The organism is Lactiplantibacillus sp. 3062 (genome assembly GCF_055413545.1).
The window spans coordinates 83,866-108,126 of the sequence record NZ_JBVAYE010000008.1 but is presented as its reverse complement, the minus strand read 5'-3'; the positions used below and the strand labels follow the sequence as shown (position 1 = coordinate 108,126).

Below are 24,261 nucleotides of genomic sequence, written 5' to 3'. Positions count from 1 at the left end.
AGATTTCCTTCTTTCTCAAATCTTACTCAATATTATTGTTTAATCGTCGCCCTGGTCACTAAAGACATGGGTGTAATACGAACTACCCTTCGCCGTTCTGGCTAAGAAGCTTTGAATGTCACCATTGGCACTCTTAACCGTAATTTCAACCGGTACACCAGATGGCAAGTACCGTTTAGCAGCCGTTGCTAAGTACTGCGTGAAACTGATAATTTCCGTTTCGCTGTAGAACTTAGTCGTGATGTTGACACTTAATTTACTCAACGATTTGTCCTTGTAATGAGCATTCGCCGTTACGCCAGACAAGTTCGGGAAGAAATTCTGCACGTGGGACTTAAACTGACTAAAGTCCGACTCATCATTACTATTCGCACCTGAGTTCTTTGACTCAGAGGTCGCTGGGAAGACATAATTCTTCCAATTCAACGACGTCCAGTTTGAGATCGAAGTGGAGCCGTTCTTAGAAACCGCGTAGGCAATCATGTCGCCCCCAACTAAACTATCATTCGAAGACTGCTTATAGAGTGCCAAGACAATCGGCACATTCTTCAAAGCTGAGCGTTGCCGCAACCGCTGTAAGACAGTATTCGCCATCTTCTTACCTTGCGCCGTTAACTCAGTCGTTGAGATGTCCGTTTCGTATGTTGCCCCATATTCGACCTTAGTATAATAATCGACCGAGTTCATTCCCAAGCCAATCGTGACCCCGCCAAGCGATAACTTACTACCATTTTGAACCATATAATCTTGTTCTTCAAGCTGTTGTAAGTAAATCGGATTCCGAGTATTCGGATCCTTCTTACCGTTATTCTCTGGGTTCAAGCCCTCCGAATTGCTGCTTGATTTCCGTCCGAGCCAATTTTCAACTGTCGATGAGCTCAAATACTGCCCTTCTTGAAAGACATACTTACTCGTTAGAAAGACCTTTTTAGACACGTCCAATAAGCCACTTTCGAAGCTCTTCAAATTCATGACGTTATCATTTTGCGAAACGACCACGCCTCGCGACTTACTCGTCCGATAACGGCCATTTTTGATGACGCCTTGATAGAACTCACTATCAGCAGTTCCAGTGGTGGTCGTTGTTTTCGTTCCGGTCGTTGTGGTGCTACTACTAGTCGACCCAAAGGACGAATTCTTTAAATTACCGCAGGCGGCTAGAACAATGGCAGCTACTGCCACTAAGCCAATCGTGCGTATGCGTTTAACATTCACGCTTGTGCATCCTCCCTCATTGTTTCGCTGAACCGGGCTTCATCCCATACAGTAATGTCCAGCTGCTGTGCTTTTTGCAACTTGCTTCCGGCATCGCTACCTGCAATCACGAGATCCGTCTTTTTAGAGACGCTTCCCGTAACCGTGGCGCCGTGAGCTTGTAGCCATTGAGTCGCATCTGGCCTTGTAAAGCTTTCCAGCTTACCAGTTAACACGACCCGCTTGCCTGCAAACCAACTGTTACTATCTTCTGCCACGGTGGCACTAGGGCCTTGATAAGTGGTATTCACGTTGACTGCTTGCAATTCGCGGATGAGTGTATGAACTTCGTCGCTCTCAAAATATTGAACCACTGCGTTCGCAATCACATCGCCCATCGAATCGATCGCCGCAATCTCTTCTTGGCTAGCTGCCATCAACGCCTCAATCGTCCCAAAATGCTGCGCGATTAACCGCGCCACTTTAGCACCAACGTGCCGAATACCAAGACCGAACAATAACCGTTCAAGTGAATTATCACGGCTACGGTCAATTGCTGTCAAGAGCTTTTCAGCAGATTTATCTTTTATTTTATCTAATGTTAACAGTTGTGCCTTAGTTAATCGGTACAAACCAGCAACGTCACTAACCAGCCGATTTGCATAGAGTTGCGCAATGATTCGTGGTCCCAAGCCATCGATATTCATGGCATTGCGAGAGGCAAAATGAACCAGCCCTTCTTGGACTTGTGCTGGACATTTCGGGTTAATACACCGTAAAGCCACTTCGTCTTCCAAATGAACCAGCGGCGCCCCACAAGACGGACACGTGGTTGGAATAACTAATGGTTGCGCATCCTTGGGTCGTTTGGCTAAATCAACCGATGAAATTTCCGGAATAATATCGCCAGCCTTGTGTAGCAAGACCGTATCACCGATGCGGACATCTTTGGCCGCCACGTAATCGGGATTGTGTAACGAAGCCCGCGCAACCGTCGTCCCAGCTAGTTGAACGGGTTCCATAACCGCAGTTGGCGTAACGACTCCTGTACGGCCAACGGTCCATTCAACATCCTTTAAAAGGGTCGGCTGCTCATCAGGTGGAAACTTAAAGGCAATCGCCCATCGTGGCACCTTGACTGTCGCTCCTAGTGAGCGTTGCAGCGGTAACGGGTTAGCTTTGATCACGATGCCATCAATGCCATATGCTAATTCTGGCCGTTCATTTTGATAATGGTCAATGTAACTAAAGACATCGGCCATCGAATGGGCCACCTTAAAGTCAGGATTGATGGCAAAACCAAGATCTGCGAACTCCGTTAACATGTCACTCTGCGTACGGGCGGTTAACGGTTCATAGTCGGCAATGTTATACATAAACGTGCTGAGCTGTCGTTCCGCCACGACTCGTGAATCTAGCTGCCGTAACGTACCGGCCGCAGCATTGCGTGGATTCGCAAAGACTGGTTCTCCCGCTGCTTCTCGGCGTTCATTCAAGGCAGCAAACGCTGCCTTAGGCATATAACATTCCCCACGTACATCGATCGTCAGTGGTCGGGTCAACCGTTGTGGAATCGACTTGATTGTCTTAATATTAGCCGTAATATCTTCGCCAACCGTACCGTTACCCCGCGTGGACCCTTGAACGAGCACCCCATCTTCGTAACGTAACGACAGCGCTAAACCATCAATTTTCAACTCACAATTATAATCGACTGGATGACCAACGTTTTGTTCCAAGCGATCAACAAACTCTTGTAACTCAGCTTGTGAAAAGACGTCGCCCAATGACAACATCGGAATCTCATGGGTCACTTTATCAAAGCCTGCTTTAACCGTTCCACCAACTAATTGCGTCGGTGAATCCGGTGTAACGAGCTGTGGAAAAGTTTGTTCGAGTTCGACCAACCGTTCATACTTTTGATCATACACACTATCTTCAACGTTCGGCGCATCTTCGTCATAGTACTGCCGACGCCATTCATTTAACGTTTGCCGTAAAGCAGCCGCTTCATCAGCCGCCTGCTCAACCGTCATTGTGTTGGGTTTGTCCGCCATCAGCCAGTCCTCCTAACTAGTCCTGTACTTTTTGGATCGGTGCAAATGCGGCTAATAACCGCTTGATTCCTTCAGATTTGAAAGCAATGTCTAGTTCAGCATCTTCACCAGCACCGGAGACCTTCACGACCGTTCCGGTTCCCCACTTACGATGCTTGACTTTATCACCGATCGACCAACTATTCTTGTCAGCACCCGTGCCACTAGCCTTCTTGACCGTGGCCCGCGTCCCCACTGGATTCTTTTTATATGAAGGTGTAAAAGCACGCCGTTCACGATCCGCACCAAATGGGACTTTAGGACCAGTGCTACTTGCACCATCCAACGTATTTTCATTTTTGAGTAATTCTGGTTCGATTTCTTCAACGAAACGGGAAGCCGGATTATTCTGCCGCCGACCGTAAAGCATCCGTGAGTATGCATTGGTCAAGTACAGCTTCTTCTCAGCCCGCGTAATCCCAACGTATGCTAACCGCCGTTCTTCTTCCAGCTCGTCTTCATCCATCATTGCCCGGGACAGTGGGAAGATACCTTCTTCCATCCCAATCAAGAAAACAACCGGAAATTCTAGCCCCTTCGCTGCATGTAACGTCATCAGCGTCACGGCTTGGGGTTCTTCCTCAACGTTATCCACATCCGAAACCAGTGCTAAATCCGCTAAGAAGTCCACGAATTTGTCACTATCTTCATCTTCAGGTTGATAACTATCATCGAATTGTTTGGTGACAGACAAGAATTCTTCAATGTTTTCGATACGGGCTTGTGCCTCTAACGATTTCGTTGCCTTAGCATCTTTCAACGCCTTCATGTAACCCGTTCGGTCAAGAATCTCTTGTGTTAAATCCGTCACGGATAAGTATTCCCGCATAGCGCGCAATTCATTCATCGTCGCTGCAAACTTCGCTAAAGCACCCTTCGCTCGTGCTGAAATGCCATTAGCCATGTCAACATTGCTAGCTGCTTCCAACATGGAATAACCCGCTTCATCCGCGAACAACCGCAATTTTTCAACACTCGTTTGACCAATGCCGCGCTTAGGTTCATTAACGACCCGTTCAAAGTTCATTGAATCTTGATCGTTCACTGCCAAAGTCAAGTAGGATAAGACGTCCCGAATTTCTTTACGGTCATAGAACTTATTACCACCGACCATTGTATAAGGGATGTTCGCCTTAACGAGTGACTCTTCCATTACCCGGGATTGTGCGTTCGTCCGATAAAGGATCGCAAAATCGCCGTAGTCCATTTTGTCCTGCTGCATGCTTTCTTGAATCTTGGCAATGACAAAGTGAGTTTCATCACTTTCACTCTGACCACGATAATAAGAAATCTTGTCACCCGGTTCATTCTCAGTCCATAATTTCTTCGGCCGCCGCGTTGAATTATTGTTAATAACTGCATTAGCCGCCGACAAAATTGTCTTGGTCGAACGATAGTTTTGCTCCAACATCACCGTGTCAGCTTGCGGATAATCCTTTTCGAAATCGAGAATATTTTCCATGTTGGCCCCCCGCCAACCATAGATAGATTGATCCGCATCCCCAACTACACATAAATTTTTATATTTGTCAGCTAACAAGTTGACTAACGTATACTGTGCATTATTAGTATCTTGATATTCATCCACGTGAATATAATGGAATTTGTTTTGGTACCACGCCAGCGTTTCAGGATTCTGCTTGAATAATTGAATCGTCAGCATAATCAGATCATCAAAGTCAACGGCTTGATCAGCCGCTAATTCACGTTGGTATTGCAAATAAACGTCTGCCACGACACTCTCAAAGGGACTGGCAGCCGATTCTTTATACATCTCCGGCGTTTGTAAGTCATTTTTCGCATTTGAAATTGCGGATAAGATTGACCGCGGATCAAATTTTTTCGAATCGATATTTTGTTCCGTCAAGATTCGTTTGACTAAGGTCCGTTGCTCGCTAGTGCCGGCGATTGTGAACGCTCGGTTATACCCGATTTGTTCAATGTCACGTCGTAAAATTCGGACACACAGGGCATGGAACGTTGAGACCCAGACCTCCTGCGCCGATTCACCTAACAGCTTACCAACCCGTTCACGCATTTCGCGTGCGGCCTTGTTCGTAAACGTAATCGCTAAAACATTCCAGGGGTTGACCCCTTGCTCTTCAATTAAATAAGCTACCCGGTGCGTCAATACACGGGTCTTCCCCGAGCCCGCACCGGCCATAATTAGTAGCGGTCCTTCTGTGTCTAAAACGGCTTCTTGCTGCTTGTCATTCATTCCTGCCAATAGGCTTTCTTTCGACACGCTGTTCGCCACCCTTTCTAAAAATCAGTCACCAAACATTATAGCAAATTTTGGCCGTGATTGCTGTACTTTAAGGTCAGCATCTCATACAAAAATCGCGGTTTTTCCATTGTCAGTGACACCTATGTTAATTTTACAACTTCTACTATTCACGGGAAACGAATTGACGGCAATATTGCGTAACTTTAAGTAATTTTGAGACTCCCTCAATTTCTAACCAAAATACCCGCCACGCCAATCTCAACGATTCCCCCTCAGATAACCGTATCTCGCCATTTGGCTGGCTTCTCCCCAACCGCTAAAAAAATCCAATTCACAAAATGAATTGGATTTCGAACTTTATTTATTCACGACGGTTACCCATAATAGCTGGTCACCCGGTGCGAACAGTACGATTAGTTTAACCGTAATAATCCGTAAAACTAGGTTCTGATCATACACTACTCAGCTTCAGGTTCATTATCAGCCGGCGTCGTTTGCCCAAACTGCCAAATACTTGTGTCTTCGATCTGTTCGAGTGCTTCTTTAACACTTGGTGCTTCGACTAGCACGTGGCCAGCGACTGGTGCCCGGTGCGCTTGTAACAACGTTCGGTGATAGAAATTAAAGAACCAGTTCGTCTTAATCTGCCACTGCGTGCGAATGCCACTCTCCTGAGCCGGTGTAAAGTAAGCAGCAACCACGGGCATCAACTGCTTGACTGGCATTAACGGCAGTCCCGCAATTGCTCGCAAGTGTTGTTCTGCCATACTAATATTCGTAGCACGTTCGAAGACATAACCCGCCTGATGCATCGCAGGGACAATCCGCTTCACGTATAAATTACCACTCTTCGTTAAGAAGAAGGCAACTTCAAAGACACCCGTATAACTCAAGTTATCACTAATTTCCTTTGTGATCCGCAGCATTTCGTCATTCACAGCTGAATCAATTTGAGCTGGCACAATCGAGGCAACTAGCTCATGATTACGATACCGGTTTTCAACGGTTGGGAAGAAAGCTGTCGTATCACCACTCTTAGCGCCAAAAACGGAGAGTTCCTTATCATATGGAATCAATGACTCTAACAAGTATGTGCCCCAATCCAACAGATCAGCCGCCTTGACAATATCCGTCTGCGTCTTAATGACCAGTTGCCGATTTTGACCCAAGCCCTTTTGAATCGGCTTCAAAATACTAGGATATCCAATTGACCCGATCGATTGATAGACATCATCCAAACTGACAATTGTCGCTGACGGTGCTACATTCAAGTTAAGTTGGCTGAAAAACGCCCGTTCCAAAGAGCGGTCCTGTGTAATCTCAAGCGCATCGGCGCCTTGTGGAACCCGGGTATGGGCCGCCAAAAAATTAATGACCGACGCATCAATGGTTTCCGACTCGTAAGTCACCATATCACAACGTTCTGCGAAGTTCTGTAACTGTTGTTGATCATTGAGGGCCCCGACAACGCGAAAATCTGCCAGTTCCATGGTCTCAGTATTTTCGTTATCGCCGTATACCCCGACATTGATGCCAGCATTACGCGCGGCAATTACTAATCCAACACCATTAGTACTACTTCCAATAATGCCAAGCGTACCACCTGGGTTTAAAATCGAGTTGTCCACTTCAGTCCCTACTTTCCTATGCTTTAAATAATTATAATCTGATTATTGAATTATTTTAACGCTCATTATCCTGTAACAATCATACTTGCTGACACGCACAGTTGCAAGTTTATCACTGCTTTTTTCGGCGAGCATTGCGTCGCTTAACTCGCTTGAGCCAAAAGCCACCGGAGATGTAGCGTGGTTCATACGCGATCACAAACGCATTGGGCGCCGCGTCTTTAATCAGGCCATACAGCCGCCGTTCGTTCTTCCGTGGGGCCAAAATTTCTAGTTCTAGCCGCTCACCTTCTAGACCATAAGCAGCGTGTTGTGTGACCCCAAAGCCATTTTCACGGAGCACTCCCGGTAACGACGACTTGGGATCAGGTAAAATGACTGAAATCATTGTATACCCTAACGCTAATCGATCTTCAATTACCATCCCAACATACACCCCGACACCGTAACCTAACGCGTATACGACTAAATTGATCGGATTATTGAGACGATTTAAGACCAATGATAATCCTAGCACATAAATCGTAATCTCAATGACACTTGCAAAAGCTGCAAAATACCGATAACCCCGCATTACAAGCAAAAAACGTACGGTGTTTAACGTAATGTAAGCAAAGTTGATGATGAAAATAAGGACTAGCATCCCCATGTCAATGTGCATCACAATCCCCCGCTTTCTTAACTTAAGCCTGGGTGTCCTCCGATGCAAAGTGCACCCGGTCACCATCAAATGACGTAATCTGTGCTAGTGATTCTAAACGGACACCCCGATCAGCAATCAGTTGATGACCCGTTTGGAAGACTTTTTCAATCACAATACCGACACCCGCAATTTTTACGTGCGCTTTATCACAGATTTCAAACATCCCTTGAACCGCCTGACCATTGGCCAAAAAGTCGTCAATTAACAAGACTTGGTCATCCGCCTGTAAGAACTTCTTGGCAATCGAGATGTGGTTAGACGTCTTCTTCGTGTAAGAATAAACTTCGGCTGTATATAAATCATCAATTAACGTGACAGATTTGTGCTTACGTGCGAACACAACGGGCACGTGCATTGCTAACCCCGCCATGACTGCCGGCGCAATTCCTGATGATTCAACCGTCAAGATTTTCGTTACACCCGCATCTTGAAACAAGTGGGCAAATTCCGTTCCCATGGCAAACATCAGGTCGGGATCAACTTGGTGATTCAAAAAGCCGTCCACTTTCAATACTTCACCGGGAAGTACCCGGCCATCTTTCAAAATGCGTTCTTCAAGTTCTCGCATAGTACCCTCCTAGAATTATAAGCGACATTGAAATACTGCTATTAATTTCATTACTTTCTATCATACCGTTGTAAGTCATATTTTTGAATAATATTAATTAATTTTTGTGCATAACTTGGATCAGTCGCATATCCAGCCGTCTGCAATGCTTGCGCAGCTGTCTGATAATCAGTTGCCTTAATCACCGCAGCGTAGTGCTGAGAATCCCAAGTCGTTCCGTACGCCAATTTCTTGGCATGATCGACCAGCGAAGCGTGCCAGCTATCATAAACGGCGAAGCGCCGTTTGACCGTATGATAGGCCCCGTCATAATACTCCTGCGTCGTCATGAGCCGTCCCGACGTGGACTTAACCCCAAATAAATTATTATTCTCTGTCGCATTGGTACTTTGTCCCCAATCCGATTCCAAAATCGCCTGACTTAGCGTGATACTAGCCAGCACGTGGTATTGCTGATCAAGCTGTTGCGCAGCTGGTACTAGCTTTTTAATAAATGCCGCATGCGTTGTTGTAGGTGTTGTCGCCGTAACCCGCGACTTAACCGCCCAATTATGCTGAATATACCAAACCATCCCCACCATCGCCGCCAACACTAATAAGATATTGACCCACTGAAGGCGGCCCTTCTTCACAAATAATTGTGTCTTTGTCCGTTGCTTCCGGCGCGATTTTCGCCGCTTACCCGCCATCATAGCCGCCTCCTTTCTGGTAATTGCCTTACAGATTACACCTGTTCATTTATCATGAATTAGGATTAAAACATGCTGGTTTCTTAGTTCAAAAGCTGCCAGCTTAGGCCAACTGTAAAAAGTGCGCGTTAGTGTAAACGTGTTTAGATTAAGACTCGTATTTGAGATGACGCGGGTTGGGCGTTAGCTCAAATCGACATCGGCTGCGTTCCAGTAATTGTCACCCGGCCCCGAAAGTCGGCATAAGACGCGCACGTGCTGACGAATAAGAATCCAACTAACCAACATGTTTTAATTCTAAGTAAGCCTAAATCGCAATGAGCATCGGTCATATTACACTCTATTTTACCGACTTTTGAATTAATTTTACATGATTATTGGGCGCCAATTCCTTATTTTTTTGCTAAAATGTAAGTGGTCACATTCGATTAATCCTAGGAGGAACCTATAATGTCGAAAACTTATCGCTGGGCCATTGTTGGCCTTGGTAACATCGCGCACAGTTTCGTTAAATATTTTGATCAACCTGACGGAGAAATCTACGCCGTTTGCTCACGTTCGCAGGATAAAGCTAACGCCTTTGCTGCTGAACACAATATTCCCAAAGCTTATGGTAATTTAGACGAGCTACTGGCTGATGAACAAGTCGACATCGTTTACGTGGCAACGCCCCATAATTATCACATTGACACGATTTTACCCGCCTTACGTGCTGGCAAACACGTCCTCAGTGAAAAGGCCATCACAATGTCTAGCACCCAACTCGCAATCGCCAAGGAAGTGGCTGCTAGCAACCACCTTATCTTAGCGGAAGCGATGACCCTCTATCACATGCCATTATACGAGAAGCTCCATGATTTTGCGGCAGAACGTCATCTTGGTGATCTGAAAATGATCCAAGCTAGCTTTGGTAGTTTTAAAGAACCGGACCCAACTAATCGCTTCTTTAATCCCGACCTTGCCGGCGGTGCTTTACTGGACATTGGTGTCTATGCCCTAGCCTTCGTGGAAGAATTCTTGACTGCTAAACCATACATTACAGGAACAACCATGCACCGATTCAGCAGTGGCGTCGATGAATCTTCGACAATCACGTTACGAAACGCCAATGATGAACTGGCCACCGTTGCCTTAACGTTCCGAGCTAAAATGCCTAAACGCGGTATCGTCGCGTATGAGAATGGTTACTTTACCGTTGATACCTATCCACGTGCCGACAGTGCCACTTTCACCGACAGCGAAGGCCATACTGAAACCATCACAGCCGGCGATAGCACTAACGCCATGAATTACGAAATTGCTGACATGCAAAAAATGGTTGCTGGCGAATTACACAACACGAGTCTTGCTAAAACGACTGACGTTATGGATATCATGACTGCCGCTCGTGCACAATGGGACTTCCGCTATCCATTTGAAAACTAGTTATAAATAACATCTTTATGTAAATTAAAAAAGCTTAGATACCGTGTGTTTTTTCACACGATATCTAAGCTTTTTTTACCCCCGTGAAATACCATTGAAAAACCCCAAGCCATAAAATCAGAAAGCCAGCTTGGACTCGCTGGGAAAAATACTGCTTAGTATCAACTTGGTTAGTTGGCGCTTTCTCAAAGCCATACTCGTTTATTGAAGGACTAGTTAAAAATCAGTCCTAAGCCCATGAAAACGATAAATGAAAGACAAATCAACGTTGCGTTTTTAATTGAAATCGTGAAAGTTTCTCGTTTGACCTGTTTGTGCAAGAAGACCCGCGTATTTTTCCAAACTGGAATAATACTGAGCAACGTTAGTAAACTAAACTTTGGTAGCACACCCATCAAGACCGCAATCACCAGACAAGCATAACCAGCAACGTAACTCCATGCAAATACCTGAAGCATCACCGGTTTGCCAAGGTAATACAAAATCGTGTGTCGGCCTAACGCAATGTCCTCGTCCATATCACAAATATTATTAGCTAACATAATGTTAGAAATTGCAAAAATGGCCAGACCTGACGCAATTAAAACAGCCAGCGTTGACTGCCAAGTAATGGCTGCCGTGTCATACGTATTAATAAAGACGGCAATCCAGAAGATCATAAAGCCCATCGTAAAGCCCGAGAAAAATTCGCCAAACGGGCCTTGTGAAATTGGCTTCGGTCCGCCAGCGTAAAAGTAACCGACCGCATATGAATATAGCCCCATCCACAACAACGGCAACCCCGTTTGTGTTACTAACCATAGTCCGATAATCAATGAGATTCCGGCTAAACCAAACGTAATCGTCCGGGCCTGACCAATGGAAATCTGGTTAACACCGACCACATTAGTCTCTTGCAAAAATTCTTGATTGTCGTCATTACGTGGCGCGTGTAGGAAGTCTTGGTAATTATCATTCGCATTAGTCGCCATGTGAAAAAGTGAAGATGCAATGAAAAATAGCAATAAATAACCAAGATGTAACTGATGATAATTATAATAGGCGTACATACTCCCCAAAACGAACGGTAACACGCTCGCAATTAATGATTTAATTTCAACAAATTCAAGAAACACTTTTGGTTTCAATGATTTACACCATCCTTTTGTTTGACAACGAAACAAGTTATTTGTACCTTTAATATAGATTGTATTTTAGAATGTGACTGGCTGCAAGTGTTGGCGTCAAAACGTCCCGGAGCCATCTCTCAAATAAAGCGGGGTATTTTGATTATGATGCAAACCATTTGGCAACCGGAAAGTCTTGTCGCAAAGGAGCTAGCAGCGCTGAAGCCGTATCTAGCTACTAACGTAAAAATTGATAACGCCGCCATTAATGACCGCGTACACGACTTACTCGCTGCGGGTGGTAAGTTTTTACGCCCGGGCTTCTTTTACTTGTTTAGTCAATTTGGACCGGATCATAACACGGCCCGGTTACGTGCTGGCGCAGCGGCTATGGAACTACTACACGTGGCGACACTGATTCACGATGATGTAATTGATGAATCGCCAGAACGCCGCCATGTGACAACGATCCACCAAGACTACGGTCAACGTAATGCTATTTACGCCGGTGATCTGCTGTTTACCTGCTATTTCGATCAAGTCCTGATTGCTGCCAAGACAGCTGACGACGTTAAAATCAATACTGCGGCGATGCGAGCCATCCTCCAAGGCGAACTGGATCAAATGGCACATAACTTCGATCCGACGACCACGGTCGATGACTACTTAGCAATTGCTCGTGGCAAAACGGCCCGTCTGTTCAGCCTCAGTTGTGAACAAGGTGCCCACTTCGCGGGTGCCGACGCAAGCGTCGTTAAACTAGCGCAACAGATTGGTGAAAGGATGGGGTTAGCCTACCAGATGTTAGATGACGTCCTTGACTACGCCGGTGATGAGGCCTTAACTCAAAAGCCGGTGCTTAATGACTTACGGGACGGCGTTTATTCACTGCCACTTATCTACGCCCTGACCGCTGAACCACAATTGGCCGAACAATTACCCCAACCCGGCGACCACATCAGTAATGAACAGCTACTGACAATTCGCGATCAGGTCATTGCTTTGGGGGGCGTTACCCAGGCACAACAATTGGCTACTCACTATACCAAAACCGCACTGAACCTAATCGATCAGCTACCAACTGGTGAAACACAACAAACTTTACGCCGGCTAGTGACTGAATTACTGGTTCGCAACCATTAATACACAAATTAAATCAGCGCGTCAAAGTAACCTATTACTCTGACGCGCTGATTTTTCAGCTACAACCATTACTCACCCTACACCGCCGCGATTTAGTCAAAATTGTTATCCATTCCGCCGAAATAAATAGTATTATAGTGTTTGTATAAAAATTGTAATAACGGGGCTATTTTTACTAGGAGGGGTTTCATGAAAAAGATTGTTAATTGGTTGCTGGGGAGCGTACTAATGATCGCAGCGGTCACAATGCTAAGTTCAGTATCTGCGAATGCCAGCACTTACTATCATCGCACGCCAACGCGGGCAACGGCTAGAAAGGCCTATTATACGACCGATACCAAATCACATACCTTTAGGGCTAATGGTAATTATAATCGTTGGACATTCAGGGCCAATCATGATTTGAAGAACTATCGCAACACCGTCTGGACAACGACTCAGCAAACTGATATTATCATGCACGGCAAAAAGGTTCGTTACTACTGGGTTCACAATAGCAAGAATGGGGCCACTGGCTGGATTTGGAGTGGCTACTTAAAGCCAGTTAAAGCCAAAGCTGCCACCTCATCCGAAGCAACACTCGTCTCCAGAATGCGCGTGTCCAAAAAGGCTCAGCAAATCGTGACGGTCATTCAAAATGGCTCATCCACGGCCACTCTTAAACTTTGGCAAAAAACCAATCGCGGCTGGAAGAATACACTAACTTCCGCAAGTCGCATCGGGGCCGCTGGCATCGGCAATTCTCACGAAGGCAGCAGTACCACACCCAAAGGCGTTTATCACTTAAGCTTCGCATTTGGTAAAGCTGCCAGTGCAAGAACTAGTGGTATGGCCTATCGACAGATCAACCGGAAATCTTACTGGATTGAAGATCCACATGACCGGCAATATAACACTTGGCAGAACCGAAACTGGGCCAATAATAAGAACGAGCATCTGATCGATTACACGAAGGCCGCGCCCCACAATCAGTATCAATTAGCGATTGTGATGGACAATCACGGTCAGCATAATGGCTCGGGCTTCTTTATTCACGTCAAGAATCAATGGGCAACGGCTGGTTGCGTCTCAATCAATTACAATGATGTACGGACCTTACTCAGCCGCTTAGGCACGAAAGCCTACGTGGTCGACGTTCAGAATCGGGCACAATTACAAAATTACTAACAGGTTAAATCATAACCTGGCGATTAATTGCATATAAAAAGGACTTGGTCACAGCGACCAAGTCCTTTTTACGCTCTAAATCGGCGGTGTAATCAGTAATGGTCATCATGACCACTACATTCGTAGGCTGAATACCCATTCAGCGCAGTAATTAAAAGTCTGTTTCACAAGCCCAAGGTGCACGTGAGGACTGCTATCAACCGGATTACCGATCATTGTTCGCATCATCACGCCCTTGATCCAAATCATAAAGGCGTTTAAACCGCGGTGCGTTCGCATACAATTCGCTCGGCGTACCGGCCATATCGAATTGACCATCTTCCAAGAAGCGAACTTGGTCGACATGGTTGACCCCGGCCAAATGGTGCGTGACCCACAGAATCGTCTTATCATGCAAGACCCGGAACACCGTGGTCAGCAAATGGGCCTCGGTAATCGGATCAAGACTAACTGTCGGTTCATCTAAAATGATGATGGGCGCATCTTGTAATAAGATGCGGGCTAGCGCGAGCCGTTGTCGTTCGCCACCAGAAAAGCGCGCACCGCCCTCTTCTACAACTGTCTCGTAACCATCGGGGAGCGTGTCGATCAAGGGCGCTAACTCGACTGCTGCTAGTGCGGCTTTAACTTGTTCGTCAGTCGCTTGCAAGTTACCCATCCGCACATTGTTCATAATCGTGGTATTGAACAAGTACGGCTGCTGATCCAAGACGCCGAATAACTGGGCGCGCTCATTTTGTAACCGTGTGATGGGCACATCATTCAATTGAACCGTCCCACTATCCGGTGTCAGGTCACCTAAAATCAGCTTGAGCAAGGTACTCTTTCCCGTTCCGGAAGGTCCTAGCAGGGCTAACTTTTCACCGGCTTTTAAAGTCAGATTCAAACCGTCAAAAATCGCATGACCACCTTCCGCATATTTAAAGTCAAGGTCCGCAATACGCAATACTTGAAATGGCTCCGTTAAGACTGTCTGATCGTGTTCATCTTCAGGCGTGGTGTCTAAGGCGTTGACTCGTTTGATTGACCGTTGATAACTTGGCCACTCACTAACACCCTGACTAACAGACTGCATGGCATCGACCAACGGGAATACGGAGAGGACAAACGCCGCAATCCAATTGGAACTAGCCGCATTCGTTGTCCAGTAAAAACTACTCCAGATCAAGAGCGCCAAACAAATCACCCCGAAAATGATCTGAATCGTAAAATCTCGCCACCACTGAAAGCGATGGTCCTGTTTACGAAGTGCTGCAATTGCTTCGATAGGCTGGGTTTGCCGCTCATAGAAATCCGTTTGACGTCCGGCAATCAACCAATCACCGAGCCCCATTACCGAATCAGTCAGCTGCGTATAAAAGCCCTGTTGAATCTGACGACTGCGTGATTCACGAGCACCATTCAGTAAGACCGACCATAGCGGCATTATCACAACGACCAATCCTAACATCAACAACATCAATAGCCCGAACCACCAGCTAAAGTAGCCCAGACCAATCACAATCACTAGCGTCATCAACCAGGCAATCACCGTTGGAAAAACGGTCCGTAAATATAAATTTTCAATATGGTCAATATCGTCAGCTAAAATGCTCAGGACATCACCAGTCTGGAAATTTTGGCGAATCGCTACGGCGTGCTTGGCGACGGATTGGTACAGTTTCTTACGAAAATCTGACACGATCCGTAGCACCCAGTTATGACTCGTAATTCGCTCCGCATAGCGAAAGGCAGGCCGACCAATCCCAAACGCTCTCGTTAGAACGATTGGCACATAAATCATCAGAATATTATACGGGTGTCGTGCGGCTTTACTGATCAAGTAGCCCGAGTTGAACATCAGCGCTGAACCGCAGAAAAATGTCATTAGACCCAAAAACAGCGTCAGGGCTAGTAACTTTTTATACTTGCGCAAATACGGCATGACCCAAGTATCATTTTTAAAAGTTGCCAAAAAATCTTTCATTAGATCGCACCTACCATTTCATCACGTAACCGAACGTACGCCCCGTCATGCGCGGCCAATTCCGTCGGTGTCCCTTGTTCAACGATTTCCCCATGATCCATCACTAACACGTAATCCATCTGATTAATCCAGTGTAACCGGTGAGTCGCAAAGAAAACTAAGTGATTATCAAGTACGGGTAAAATCGTCGTTTTCAGTTCCGCTTCAGTTTCAATATCCAAGTGGGCAGTTGGTTCATCAAATAACAGAACTCGCCGCGAGTCGTCAAGAAAGGCCCGCGCCAAAGCAATCCGTTGCGCCTGACCACCACTGACACCACGGGAGCCTTCACCAATCGCCGTATCCAACCCCGCTGGTAACGTTGCAATCCAGGCCGTTAATCCAGCGTTTTCAGCAGCTCGTTCAATCGCTTGACGTGAAGCGTCTGGCTGATAAAAAGCGATGTTCTCTGCTAACGTTGCATGGAACAGATATGGGTTTTGCGGAATGTAGAAAAAGCTCTGCTGCCAGGCGTCCTGGCTCAAATGCGAGACTGTTTGCAAGTTGACTTGAATTTTACCCTGATCAGCGACCGGGGTTAGAAAGCCACCTAACAAATTGATCAAAGTTGATTTGCCGGAGCCGGATGCCCCAATAATCCCGATCCGTTGGTAACCATGCACATCAATATTAATGTGTTTTAAGGCCAGCTGATCATCATCATACTTAAAATCAACGTCATGTAAGCTTAACGTACTATCACTTTGCCATTGCACAGGCTGAGTACCAAGCTGTTGACGTTCAGTTGGCACCGGCAAAGCTAGCATCTTCTGGACATCCGCAAACGCATTCTTGCCATTTAAAGTGGCATGATAATCATTAGCAAATGTTCGTAATGGCAAGAAATAGTCTGGCGATAAGACCAAAATAACCAACGCTGGTAGCAACGTAATCGTGCCGTTAATCAAACCAAAACCAAGGAAGACCGCGACAACCGCAATCGATAAGGTCGTGAAGAAATCCAAGGCGAAAGTCGATAACATCGCAATCTTGATGACCGCCATCGTTTGCTTACGATAACCTTCACTAACCTGATAAACGTTGTCAGCGTACCGTTTGCTCAGTCCTAACTGCTTCAAGGTCGGTAAACCGCGCAGTGTATCAACGAAGTGATTAGACATCCGTTGATAGCCCACGTACTGCTTATCCGCTTTAGCTTGAGCGGCATAGCCCAAAATAATCATAAATAGAATAATTAATGGAAAAATTGCCAGTAGAAAAAGGGCCTCACGCCAACGCAACCACGCGATGTAAATTAAAATGATCCACGGGATCACCATCATGTCGATTACTTTAATCACAACCAACATTAAGTATGTCTGAACTTTATCGATGCCTTCAAGCGCTGTCGTCACCACGTTACCAGTCCCAGTCTTAGCCACATAACTTGGGCCGAGCCGGTATAACTTCTGCATCACTTTACGCCGCAGGTCACCCGTCGTCTGTTCGACTAACGGATACATCACACGATTTTTAATGACGACCAGTAACTGCCGTCCGACCCAAGCTAATGCGAACCATAGCATGGGCTGACTGATCGACGCCAATGAATGCAAGTGCCACAGTCCAACAATCGCCACTGATAGATAGTAGGCCTGAAAGACAATCCAAATACCCTCGACGATGGCCAGTAACCCTAAAATCGTGGCTGCTCGGCGCATCCCTGGTAGTTTAAATAATGCCGGATCAAACACATTCGATCACTCCCTACTTAAAATGAACGGGGTCGCACCCTGGCACTTGGCCAAGGTCGCGACCCCGTTGGTGCTGTTAAATTAATTGTACCACCGCACCAGTGATACTGTCGTCATCTGCATTTGAATTACGATGCCAACCGTTTATAGAAGACCCAGTAACTCCAAATAAAGTAGATCAACATAATCGGTAATACCGATAATGAGATTACAGTCATCAGATGCAACGTATATGGTGAATTAGACGCATCTTTAATCAGAATGCTGTATGCAGAATTGTTCGCCACCATGACACGTGGGAATAGTCCATTGAACAGGAGCACGACCACGTCGATCAGTGAGAGACCACTGCTAATAAATGAGAGCCATTCATGATTTCCATAAACACCCCAAGTTGCCAAGACCGTCAAAGCCACTAAGGCGACCACTAAAATCGTGGTTGAGATTGGTTTCTTGGTAAAGAAATCGGTGTTAAAGAACAGCAGAATTGCGAAGACAACTTCACCGGCAAACAGGACCCAGTATAACGGTTTGGCCCACTGAAGCGCCCGTTCACGCAACGTCCCGGTCGTCTTCAGACGAATAAAGTTTAACCCGTGCAAATAGCAGAGTAACGTTACGGCAACCCCACCAACGATTGAGAACAAGTTCACGTAATCGGTGAAGTGGGCAGTCATATCGCCATTGGCATTGATTGGCATCCCTTTGACCAAAGCAGTAAACATCATCCCAAATAGGAAGGCAGCAAAGAAACTACCTAGGGCTGCGGCCCATTCCCAGAAATTCCGGCCGGCGTCACTTTCCATCCGGCTTCTAAATTCAAATGAGACCCCTCGCATAATGAGGGCCACTAGAATCAACAATAAGATAAGATAGAATCCGGAGAATAAGGAAGCATACCACATTGGGAACGACGCAAACATCGCCCCACCAGCAGTGATCAACCACACTTCATTGGCATCCCAATGTGGGCCAATCGTATGAATCACAACATCGCGCTCAGCGCGTGTTTGGGCTAAGCTCTTAATCGTCATCCCAACCCCGAAGTCAAAACCTTCAAGGAAGAAGAAACCACTAAATAGAACGCCCACCAGAATAAACCATAAGAATTGTAGATTACTCATGACTGAACGCCTCCTTACCATAAGGATCGTACGGTGCGTCATCGCTAGCTTGTAACAAATCATCAGGTCCTTGGTGTAAGGCACGCCGTGATAAGACGATCATGACAATGCCTAAGCCACTGAACAAGCAGAAGTACACGATGTTAGAGATCAGCAACGAAGCGACACTAACATTTGGTGAAACGGCATCTGCAATCGTCAGTAAACCATAAACAACCCATGGATAACGACCTAATTCAGTAATCAGCCACCCGGCCGTGTTTGCGGCGAATGGTAAGAACGTACAGATTCCTAGTACCCACAGGAACCAGCGCTGCCGCTCAATCAGCGTTGACTTTGCACGGTTGAAGTATAGACCGATAATGGCAATCAGTGCGAAGAGCCCACCAGCTACCGTCATGACCCGGAAGCTCCAGAAAAGCGTCTTTGTTGGCACGTAGTAGTTCATGTCCTTACCAAATTTCTTGTCATACTTGGCATGAAGTTCCTTGTTAAGGGTATTTTGTCCCTTCACATTACCGGACAACTTATGATAGCTTAAAATATCCAACACATACGGGATTTCAATCGACCAGTTGGCCTTATGGTTCTTAGTATCCATCCCTTCAATAACTGCCCATGAAGCTGGCGAGCCGGAATCCTTATATAAGCCTTCCGTTGCGGCAAACTTCATCGGTTGTTCTTTAATGATGTAACGCGTCTGTAAATCTCCCATTCCAATCACACCGATGGAAGCAACCAGGCCAACGATTAAACTGACCTTGATCGATTTGCGGAAGAACGTGACGTTTTTCTTTTTGAGTAACGCAAACGCCGCCATCCCAGCAACCACAAATGAGCCGGTAACAAACGCCCCAAACAACACATGTGGTAATTCATACCAGAGCTGTTCGTTCTTGACGACTGCTGCAAAGCTCGTCATCTGTGCACGACCAGTCTTGGTATTGATCATGAAACCAACTGGATTTTGCATGAAACTGTTCGCTGCTAAAATCCACATCGCGGAAATCATCGTCCCAATCGACGTTAGCCAGATAAACGCACAGTGGAGCTTGGCATTAAACCGATCCCAACCAAACATCCATAACCCAATAAACGTGGATTCCATAAAGAAGGCAACTAACGCTTCAATCGCTAGTGGCGCCCCAAAAATGTCACCCATAAACCGTGAATAATCAGACCAGTTCATCCCAAATTGGAATTCTTGTATAATCCCTGTCACGACACCAACGGCAAAGCTAAGTAAGAAAATGCGGCCCCAAAATTGTGCCATGTGCTTGTACATGATGTCTTTTTTGACAACATACACCGTTTCCATGATGGCAACAACCAAGGCTAAGCCGATTGATAATGGCACAAAGAAGAAATGAAACACCGTGGTCATCGCGAACTGAAAGCGCGCCAAGGATAAAATACTTAATCCGAGATTCATAATGGTCCCCCCTTTATTAATTTATTCCCTACGAAAGCGGAAACACTTTATTCACCTTTCATAATAGCAAGTGATAAGTGAAATTTCAATCAATCTCAACTTTTATTCCCAAAATAGTCAAAGCCGCTAATTTTCAAGGCCACTATTAGTACGCTTATTCGTTTGTAAGTTCACATTTTGCAATCTGGCATCTGCTGGTAAAATCACGCGTGACTCCCGCGAATAACTGAGCTTGTCGCATCATAAAAATCAATCATCGTACTCAATCAGTTAACAAATTAGTTCATACAATAAACAACTGATGCCGTTATTAAAAAAGCACCTCATTTAACAAGTTTAGCCCGCGAAAACGCAAACAAGCCTGGGTTGTCGTGCTATATTTTAAAACGTGCAATAGAATAAAACGTTACGAGGAGTAAATATAATGAAAAGGAATTCACAACAATCAACCACCGTTGATCATTATAAAATGTTCAAAGATGGCAAACATTGGGTTTACGCGGGGATTACCATTGCGGGGCTCGGTAGTACGTTAATGCTGACGACTAACGCCTTAGCAGCAACGGCTACCCCCGTTAGTGCCACGACCACTTCTGCGGCCAACGCCCCAGCTAGCGTTGCCAGTCAACTCAGCCAAGCCGCCGGGGCAACGGCAACCGAGTCAACCACGACAAGTAGCATGACTACTGGTGAAGACAGTAATACCACGTCAAATACCGACAGCAGCGCTACCACTGACACCAATCAAATTACGACTAGTACTAACGCTACTGAGACTAGCGCGACTGAACAAGCCACAAGTGCAGCGTCAGCTACCGACCAAGCTAGTGAGGTTGCTAACAGTGCGAGTGGCACAGTAACTAGTCAGACGACCAGCGCTACTAATTCGACGGCAGCCAATACCATAAGTGGTAACGAACAGGCCGCTAGCTCAGCGACGAGTGACGCTACTCAAGTCACGGATATGGTGACAGCCACGACTAAATCAACGACCGATTCAGCTATTGATTCAACTGATGATACGAGTACCAACACCAATTCGACCGCTGCGGCAACGCCAACTAGTGTGGCGACGACCAGCGCGGCTAGTGCCGCGACAAGTGACAGCGGTCATGGCTTAATCTACGAAACCAACGACACGACTGGCAATCAAAAGAGTACGGTCACCATTACACAAAGTGGCCCTTACAGTGTGACCTGGAAAAAAGTTACTACCTCTGATAAGACGGACACCACCACGGTCACGTTAGATGCCAGTGATATTGTGGCCGTCGTTAATACGATCAAGGACTTAGCAAATCAAGCAGCGACCCCGTCTGGAAAAGAACAATTAGCAGCAGCCAAAGCCAAACTGACGACAATTCTTGACGAGTTGAAAGAGCTCCCCACAGATATCGCCAGCACGATCGTGGGTAATGTACTCTACCCAATCGTCTTCACGGGAACTGGCTCAGAAGCCCTATCTAATTTACGTACTGAAATGAACCAGCACCGCTATGACATCTCCAATACGTGGACCGGCCTCGATCCAGTCGCTTATGCTGCTGACCGGGCTGCGGCCGAAGAATATTACCCGACAACGGTTACTTGGTGGGATAACGTTACCAAAGAAACCTGGACCCTGCCTGAATACAATGACCCGACGCAGTCTGTCCGTGCTTACTATATTCAAAATGGTGATTCCACCAAGACCGTCATCATCGGCCAAGGTTGGACGGAACATGTTGATTGGATCGGCTACGTTTCAAAAATTTGGTATGACATGGGTTATAACGTCCTCATGCCGAGTCAACGTGGGCAGTTCCTAAGTGACGGTGATAACTTAACGTTTGGTTATCAGGACAAGTATGACTGGCTGAATTGGGTTAAGATGGTCGACGAACGCAATGGCGCCGACAGTCAAGTCGTCTTTTATGGTCAATCATTAGGTGCCGACACCGTGTTAGAAGCAGCCTCAGTTCCTGGACTTTCAAAATCCGTTAAAGCAGTTGTGTCGGACGCCGGGTACGCAACCTTACCAGAACTAGGTAGTTCGCTATACAACAAAGCCATCACCGCCGTTTCAAACGCACTTCAATCCATTGGTCTGCCAGCCATCACGAGCCTGCCCTTCTTATCCTATGATAAAATCGTGGCCGCGATGAACGCTCGTTTGATCAAGGAACAAGGTTTCAGTGTCGATGACTTATCAGCAACCGATGCAGCTAGCAAAATCACTATCCCGTTACTCTTGATCCACACGCAAGACGACGCCTTCATTCCATATACTCAATCATTGGAATTAGCGGCCGCCAATCATTCTGCCAACCAAGAAGTTTGGATCTTACCAGGGACTGTCGGTGGTCACGCTGCGGCTAATAACGCGATCCTACAATACCGCCAACACTTGTTAGCTTTCTTAACACCATTGCTATCCGTAGCGGATGCTGAAGATGAAGCAGTTGATGTTGATCAAGTAACGGATAATCGTAATCAGGGAGCGGCTGACAACGGTACAACGACCGATTCCACAGCACAGGACAATGTTACCGATGAAACGACGGCTGACGAGGCCATCAGCGACCATCAAACTATCGTGGATAACACGACCACTGACACTACCAACATAACTAGTGATACAACACCAGACACGACCAATCATGCGAAACCTAATGATGATTCAACGACTAGTTACGTTGACTTGAACGACACGGATAACGCAGTGGATAATGATTCCGACACGGCGGTTGACGCAACACGTGCGACGACCACTGTGAACCAGACAAGCACTATCGATCAGAGCAGCGTGATTAAGGGCCAAGTCAGTGATTCAATTATGGTCAGTTCAAACGCCACGACTAACACTGACTGGTTAGTTAATCACGATGACAGCGGTTCGGCCGTCACGGCTAGTCTGCTTCAAGATTATAGTGACCAGGAAGCAAGTGTGACGACGCCAGCCACGGTATCTGCCACAACAACTAATACTGACAGTGCCGACTTAGTTGCCGTCTCCTCACCAGCATCCAAAGCCACAACTGAGCTCCCGCAGACCGACGAAACAACTCAGTCATGGCTCGCAACGCTGGGTACCAGTCTCTTAGCCCTAGCAACGGGGATTTGGGCCCAAGTTCGGCGACGTTTTAATTAGTGAACTTTTACCTGTTACGTCCACTGGTGTGTTATCCTTAATAAAACTATCGTGCGAAAAGAGGCATCATCATGGATATTGGAACACAAGTGACGTTCATTTTGGAAGGCCAGAATTATACCGGGACCATTGCGAAAAGTTACACTAATTCGTATTTAATCACCTTTACAAGTCCTGATCCAGCCATCGTTGATAAGTATCACAACAAAGTAATTATTAGTCAGAAACAAGTTCAAGCCGTTAAATAGCGATTTAAAACAGCCACCCTTGAAATTCAGGAGATTTCAAGGGTGGCTGTTTTAAATTTGAATTGATTCAAGCTAGCTGTCACTTTAGCGACTTATTTTTTAAAACGTAGTAATGGTGTCCCGATCAGTGGTGTGAGAATTCCAGCTAAAATCGCTTCCGGAATCCCATTCGAGGCCACGATCGTTAACAAGTACGGCATTAGTTTGCTCAAATTAACTTGATAAAAGCCGGCTGCTTGATGACTATAGAGTAGCCCAATCAAACCTAAGACTAGAATCGTGTTCGTTAATGCCCCGGCCACGCCCGCCAGCGTCATCCCCAACACTTTTTGATGCCGCTTCTGAAACCAAATAAAGACCCAACCGGCTATCAAACCGACGAGAATCCGGGGTATCACCGAAATCAATGGATTGGTAAATACGATTGGTGCTAAGGGACTCGTCGGTGCGACGAACGCCCGTATCCACGCAATAATTCCCCATGCGCCCCCAATAATTGCCCCATCACGCGGTCCCAAGACCACGGCGGCCAGGATAACCGTCACGTGAATTGTCGTAATACTCAATCCTGGTAATGGAATGTACCCAAAAAACGGAACAATATTCTGAATGATCACGATTGCCATTAGTACCGCTAATACACTGATATGATAGGCGTTTGAACGTCTCTGCATCATCAGCC

The 24,261-nt window shown here is 46.2% G+C and carries 18 protein-coding genes; 5 read left to right on the top strand and 13 right to left on the bottom strand.

Going from position 1 to position 24,261, the window contains the following annotated elements; translation table 11 throughout:
* Nucleotides 1-39: 39 nt before the first annotated feature.
* The 7 genes from ACWQAU_RS11345 to ACWQAU_RS11315 form a co-directional block, all read right to left on the bottom strand.
* Nucleotides 40-1,215 carry a CamS family sex pheromone protein gene (locus tag ACWQAU_RS11345; RefSeq protein WP_079111776.1) on the bottom strand — a complete coding sequence of 392 codons (1,176 nt, stop codon included), beginning with the start codon at nucleotides 1,213-1,215 and terminating at the stop codon, nucleotides 40-42.
* Nucleotides 1,212-3,251 (bottom strand): NAD-dependent DNA ligase LigA, encoded by a 2,040-nt coding sequence (ligA, locus tag ACWQAU_RS11340; RefSeq protein WP_003641339.1) that lies wholly within the window; start codon nucleotides 3,249-3,251, stop codon nucleotides 1,212-1,214. The genes ACWQAU_RS11345 and ligA overlap by 4 nt, the downstream gene beginning before the upstream one ends.
* Nucleotides 3,252-3,267: 16 nt before the next feature.
* A complete protein-coding gene (gene pcrA / locus ACWQAU_RS11335) occupies nucleotides 3,268-5,535 on the bottom strand; it encodes a DNA helicase PcrA (RefSeq protein WP_003644128.1) in 2,268 nt (755 codons plus the stop codon).
* Between the two features lie 440 nt (nucleotides 5,536-5,975).
* Nucleotides 5,976-7,145 carry a 5-(carboxyamino)imidazole ribonucleotide synthase gene (locus ACWQAU_RS11330; RefSeq protein WP_003641337.1) on the bottom strand — a complete coding sequence of 390 codons (1,170 nt, stop codon included), beginning with the start codon at nucleotides 7,143-7,145 and terminating at the stop codon, nucleotides 5,976-5,978.
* A gap of 112 nt (nucleotides 7,146-7,257) precedes the next feature.
* A complete protein-coding gene (locus ACWQAU_RS11325) occupies nucleotides 7,258-7,806 on the bottom strand; it encodes a DUF2179 domain-containing protein (RefSeq protein WP_003644127.1) in 549 nt (182 codons plus the stop codon).
* Between the two features lie 22 nt (nucleotides 7,807-7,828).
* Nucleotides 7,829-8,416: a xanthine phosphoribosyltransferase gene (locus ACWQAU_RS11320; RefSeq protein WP_003641335.1), complete on the bottom strand. Its 588-nt coding sequence runs from the start codon at nucleotides 8,414-8,416 to the stop codon at nucleotides 7,829-7,831.
* A gap of 50 nt (nucleotides 8,417-8,466) precedes the next feature.
* Nucleotides 8,467-9,108 (bottom strand): glycoside hydrolase family 73 protein, encoded by a 642-nt coding sequence (locus tag ACWQAU_RS11315; RefSeq protein ID WP_003641334.1) that lies wholly within the window; start codon nucleotides 9,106-9,108, stop codon nucleotides 8,467-8,469.
* A 447-nt stretch (nucleotides 9,109-9,555) separates the two neighbouring features.
* On the opposite strand from ACWQAU_RS11315, the gene ACWQAU_RS11310 reads away from it, so the two are divergent.
* Nucleotides 9,556-10,530, top strand: coding sequence for a Gfo/Idh/MocA family protein (locus ACWQAU_RS11310; protein ID WP_003641333.1), 975 nt, complete (start codon nucleotides 9,556-9,558; stop codon nucleotides 10,528-10,530).
* A 212-nt stretch (nucleotides 10,531-10,742) separates the two neighbouring features.
* Here ACWQAU_RS11310 and ACWQAU_RS11305 read toward each other — a convergent pair whose 3' ends face one another.
* Nucleotides 10,743-11,657, bottom strand: a complete 915-nt coding sequence (locus tag ACWQAU_RS11305) for a 1,4-dihydroxy-2-naphthoate polyprenyltransferase (RefSeq protein ID WP_003641332.1) — start codon at nucleotides 11,655-11,657, stop codon at nucleotides 10,743-10,745.
* A gap of 144 nt (nucleotides 11,658-11,801) precedes the next feature.
* Between ACWQAU_RS11305 and ACWQAU_RS11300 the strand changes: the two genes are divergently transcribed.
* Both ACWQAU_RS11300 and ACWQAU_RS11295 read left to right on the top strand, forming a co-directional pair.
* Nucleotides 11,802-12,779, top strand: a complete 978-nt coding sequence (locus ACWQAU_RS11300; protein ID WP_003644123.1) for a polyprenyl synthetase family protein — start codon at nucleotides 11,802-11,804, stop codon at nucleotides 12,777-12,779.
* 189 nt (nucleotides 12,780-12,968) lie between these two features.
* Complete coding sequence (locus tag ACWQAU_RS11295; RefSeq protein ID WP_027821305.1) at nucleotides 12,969-13,946, top strand: L,D-transpeptidase family protein; 978 nt, start codon at nucleotides 12,969-12,971, stop codon at nucleotides 13,944-13,946.
* A 205-nt stretch (nucleotides 13,947-14,151) separates the two neighbouring features.
* Here ACWQAU_RS11295 and cydC read toward each other — a convergent pair whose 3' ends face one another.
* From cydC to ACWQAU_RS11275, 4 genes are all read right to left on the bottom strand, one after another.
* The gene (cydC, locus tag ACWQAU_RS11290) at nucleotides 14,152-15,912 is read right to left on the bottom strand and encodes a thiol reductant ABC exporter subunit CydC (protein WP_003641327.1); all 1,761 of its coding nucleotides are present in this window, start codon (nucleotides 15,910-15,912) and stop codon (nucleotides 14,152-14,154) included.
* Nucleotides 15,912-17,645, bottom strand: a complete 1,734-nt coding sequence (gene cydD, locus ACWQAU_RS11285) for a thiol reductant ABC exporter subunit CydD (protein ID WP_079111775.1) — start codon at nucleotides 17,643-17,645, stop codon at nucleotides 15,912-15,914. The genes cydC and cydD overlap by 1 nt, the downstream gene beginning before the upstream one ends.
* Nucleotides 17,646-17,773: 128 nt before the next feature.
* Complete coding sequence (gene cydB, locus ACWQAU_RS11280; protein ID WP_003641325.1) at nucleotides 17,774-18,769, bottom strand: cytochrome d ubiquinol oxidase subunit II; 996 nt, start codon at nucleotides 18,767-18,769, stop codon at nucleotides 17,774-17,776.
* Nucleotides 18,762-20,201, bottom strand: a complete 1,440-nt coding sequence (locus tag ACWQAU_RS11275; protein WP_003641324.1) for a cytochrome ubiquinol oxidase subunit I — start codon at nucleotides 20,199-20,201, stop codon at nucleotides 18,762-18,764. Before ACWQAU_RS11275 ends, cydB begins: the two co-directional genes overlap by 8 nt.
* 424 nt (nucleotides 20,202-20,625) lie before the next feature.
* Here ACWQAU_RS11275 and ACWQAU_RS11270 point away from each other — a divergent pair, with 424 nt between their 5' ends.
* Both ACWQAU_RS11270 and ACWQAU_RS11265 read left to right on the top strand, forming a co-directional pair.
* The gene (locus ACWQAU_RS11270; RefSeq protein WP_011101263.1) at nucleotides 20,626-23,331 is read left to right on the top strand and encodes a serine aminopeptidase domain-containing protein; all 2,706 of its coding nucleotides are present in this window, start codon (nucleotides 20,626-20,628) and stop codon (nucleotides 23,329-23,331) included.
* 71 nt (nucleotides 23,332-23,402) lie between these two features.
* On the top strand, nucleotides 23,403-23,579 hold the full coding sequence (locus ACWQAU_RS11265; protein ID WP_003644118.1) for a hypothetical protein: 177 nt from the start codon (nucleotides 23,403-23,405) through the stop codon (nucleotides 23,577-23,579).
* A 92-nt stretch (nucleotides 23,580-23,671) separates the two neighbouring features.
* Here ACWQAU_RS11265 and ACWQAU_RS11260 read toward each other — a convergent pair whose 3' ends face one another.
* Nucleotides 23,672-24,253 carry an ECF transporter S component gene (locus tag ACWQAU_RS11260; RefSeq protein WP_003644117.1) on the bottom strand — a complete coding sequence of 194 codons (582 nt, stop codon included), beginning with the start codon at nucleotides 24,251-24,253 and terminating at the stop codon, nucleotides 23,672-23,674.
* Between the last annotated feature and the right edge of the window lie 8 nt (nucleotides 24,254-24,261).

What these genes read in the sequence shown, in the direction of transcription:
- ligA (WP_003641339.1), bottom strand. Translation starts at nt 3,251, where the DNA reads ATGGCGGACAAACCCAACACAATGACGGTTGAGCAGGCGGCTGATGAA.
- ACWQAU_RS11325 (WP_003644127.1), bottom strand. Translation starts at nt 7,806, where the DNA reads ATGCACATTGACATGGGGATGCTAGTCCTTATTTTCATCATCAACTTT.
- ACWQAU_RS11320 (WP_003641335.1), bottom strand. Translation starts at nt 8,416, where the DNA reads ATGCGAGAACTTGAAGAACGCATTTTGAAAGATGGCCGGGTACTTCCC.
- ACWQAU_RS11315 (WP_003641334.1), bottom strand. Translation starts at nt 9,108, where the DNA reads ATGATGGCGGGTAAGCGGCGAAAATCGCGCCGGAAGCAACGGACAAAG.
- ACWQAU_RS11310 (WP_003641333.1), top strand. Translation starts at nt 9,556, where the DNA reads ATGTCGAAAACTTATCGCTGGGCCATTGTTGGCCTTGGTAACATCGCG.
- ACWQAU_RS11300 (WP_003644123.1), top strand. Translation starts at nt 11,802, where the DNA reads ATGATGCAAACCATTTGGCAACCGGAAAGTCTTGTCGCAAAGGAGCTA.
- ACWQAU_RS11295 (WP_027821305.1), top strand. Translation starts at nt 12,969, where the DNA reads ATGAAAAAGATTGTTAATTGGTTGCTGGGGAGCGTACTAATGATCGCA.
- cydC (WP_003641327.1), bottom strand. Translation starts at nt 15,912, where the DNA reads ATGAAAGATTTTTTGGCAACTTTTAAAAATGATACTTGGGTCATGCCG.
- cydB (WP_003641325.1), bottom strand. Translation starts at nt 18,769, where the DNA reads ATGAGTAATCTACAATTCTTATGGTTTATTCTGGTGGGCGTTCTATTT.
- ACWQAU_RS11275 (WP_003641324.1), bottom strand. Translation starts at nt 20,201, where the DNA reads ATGAATCTCGGATTAAGTATTTTATCCTTGGCGCGCTTTCAGTTCGCG.
- ACWQAU_RS11270 (WP_011101263.1), top strand. Translation starts at nt 20,626, where the DNA reads ATGAAAAGGAATTCACAACAATCAACCACCGTTGATCATTATAAAATG.
- ACWQAU_RS11265 (WP_003644118.1), top strand. Translation starts at nt 23,403, where the DNA reads ATGGATATTGGAACACAAGTGACGTTCATTTTGGAAGGCCAGAATTAT.
- ACWQAU_RS11260 (WP_003644117.1), bottom strand. Translation starts at nt 24,253, where the DNA reads ATGCAGAGACGTTCAAACGCCTATCATATCAGTGTATTAGCGGTACTA.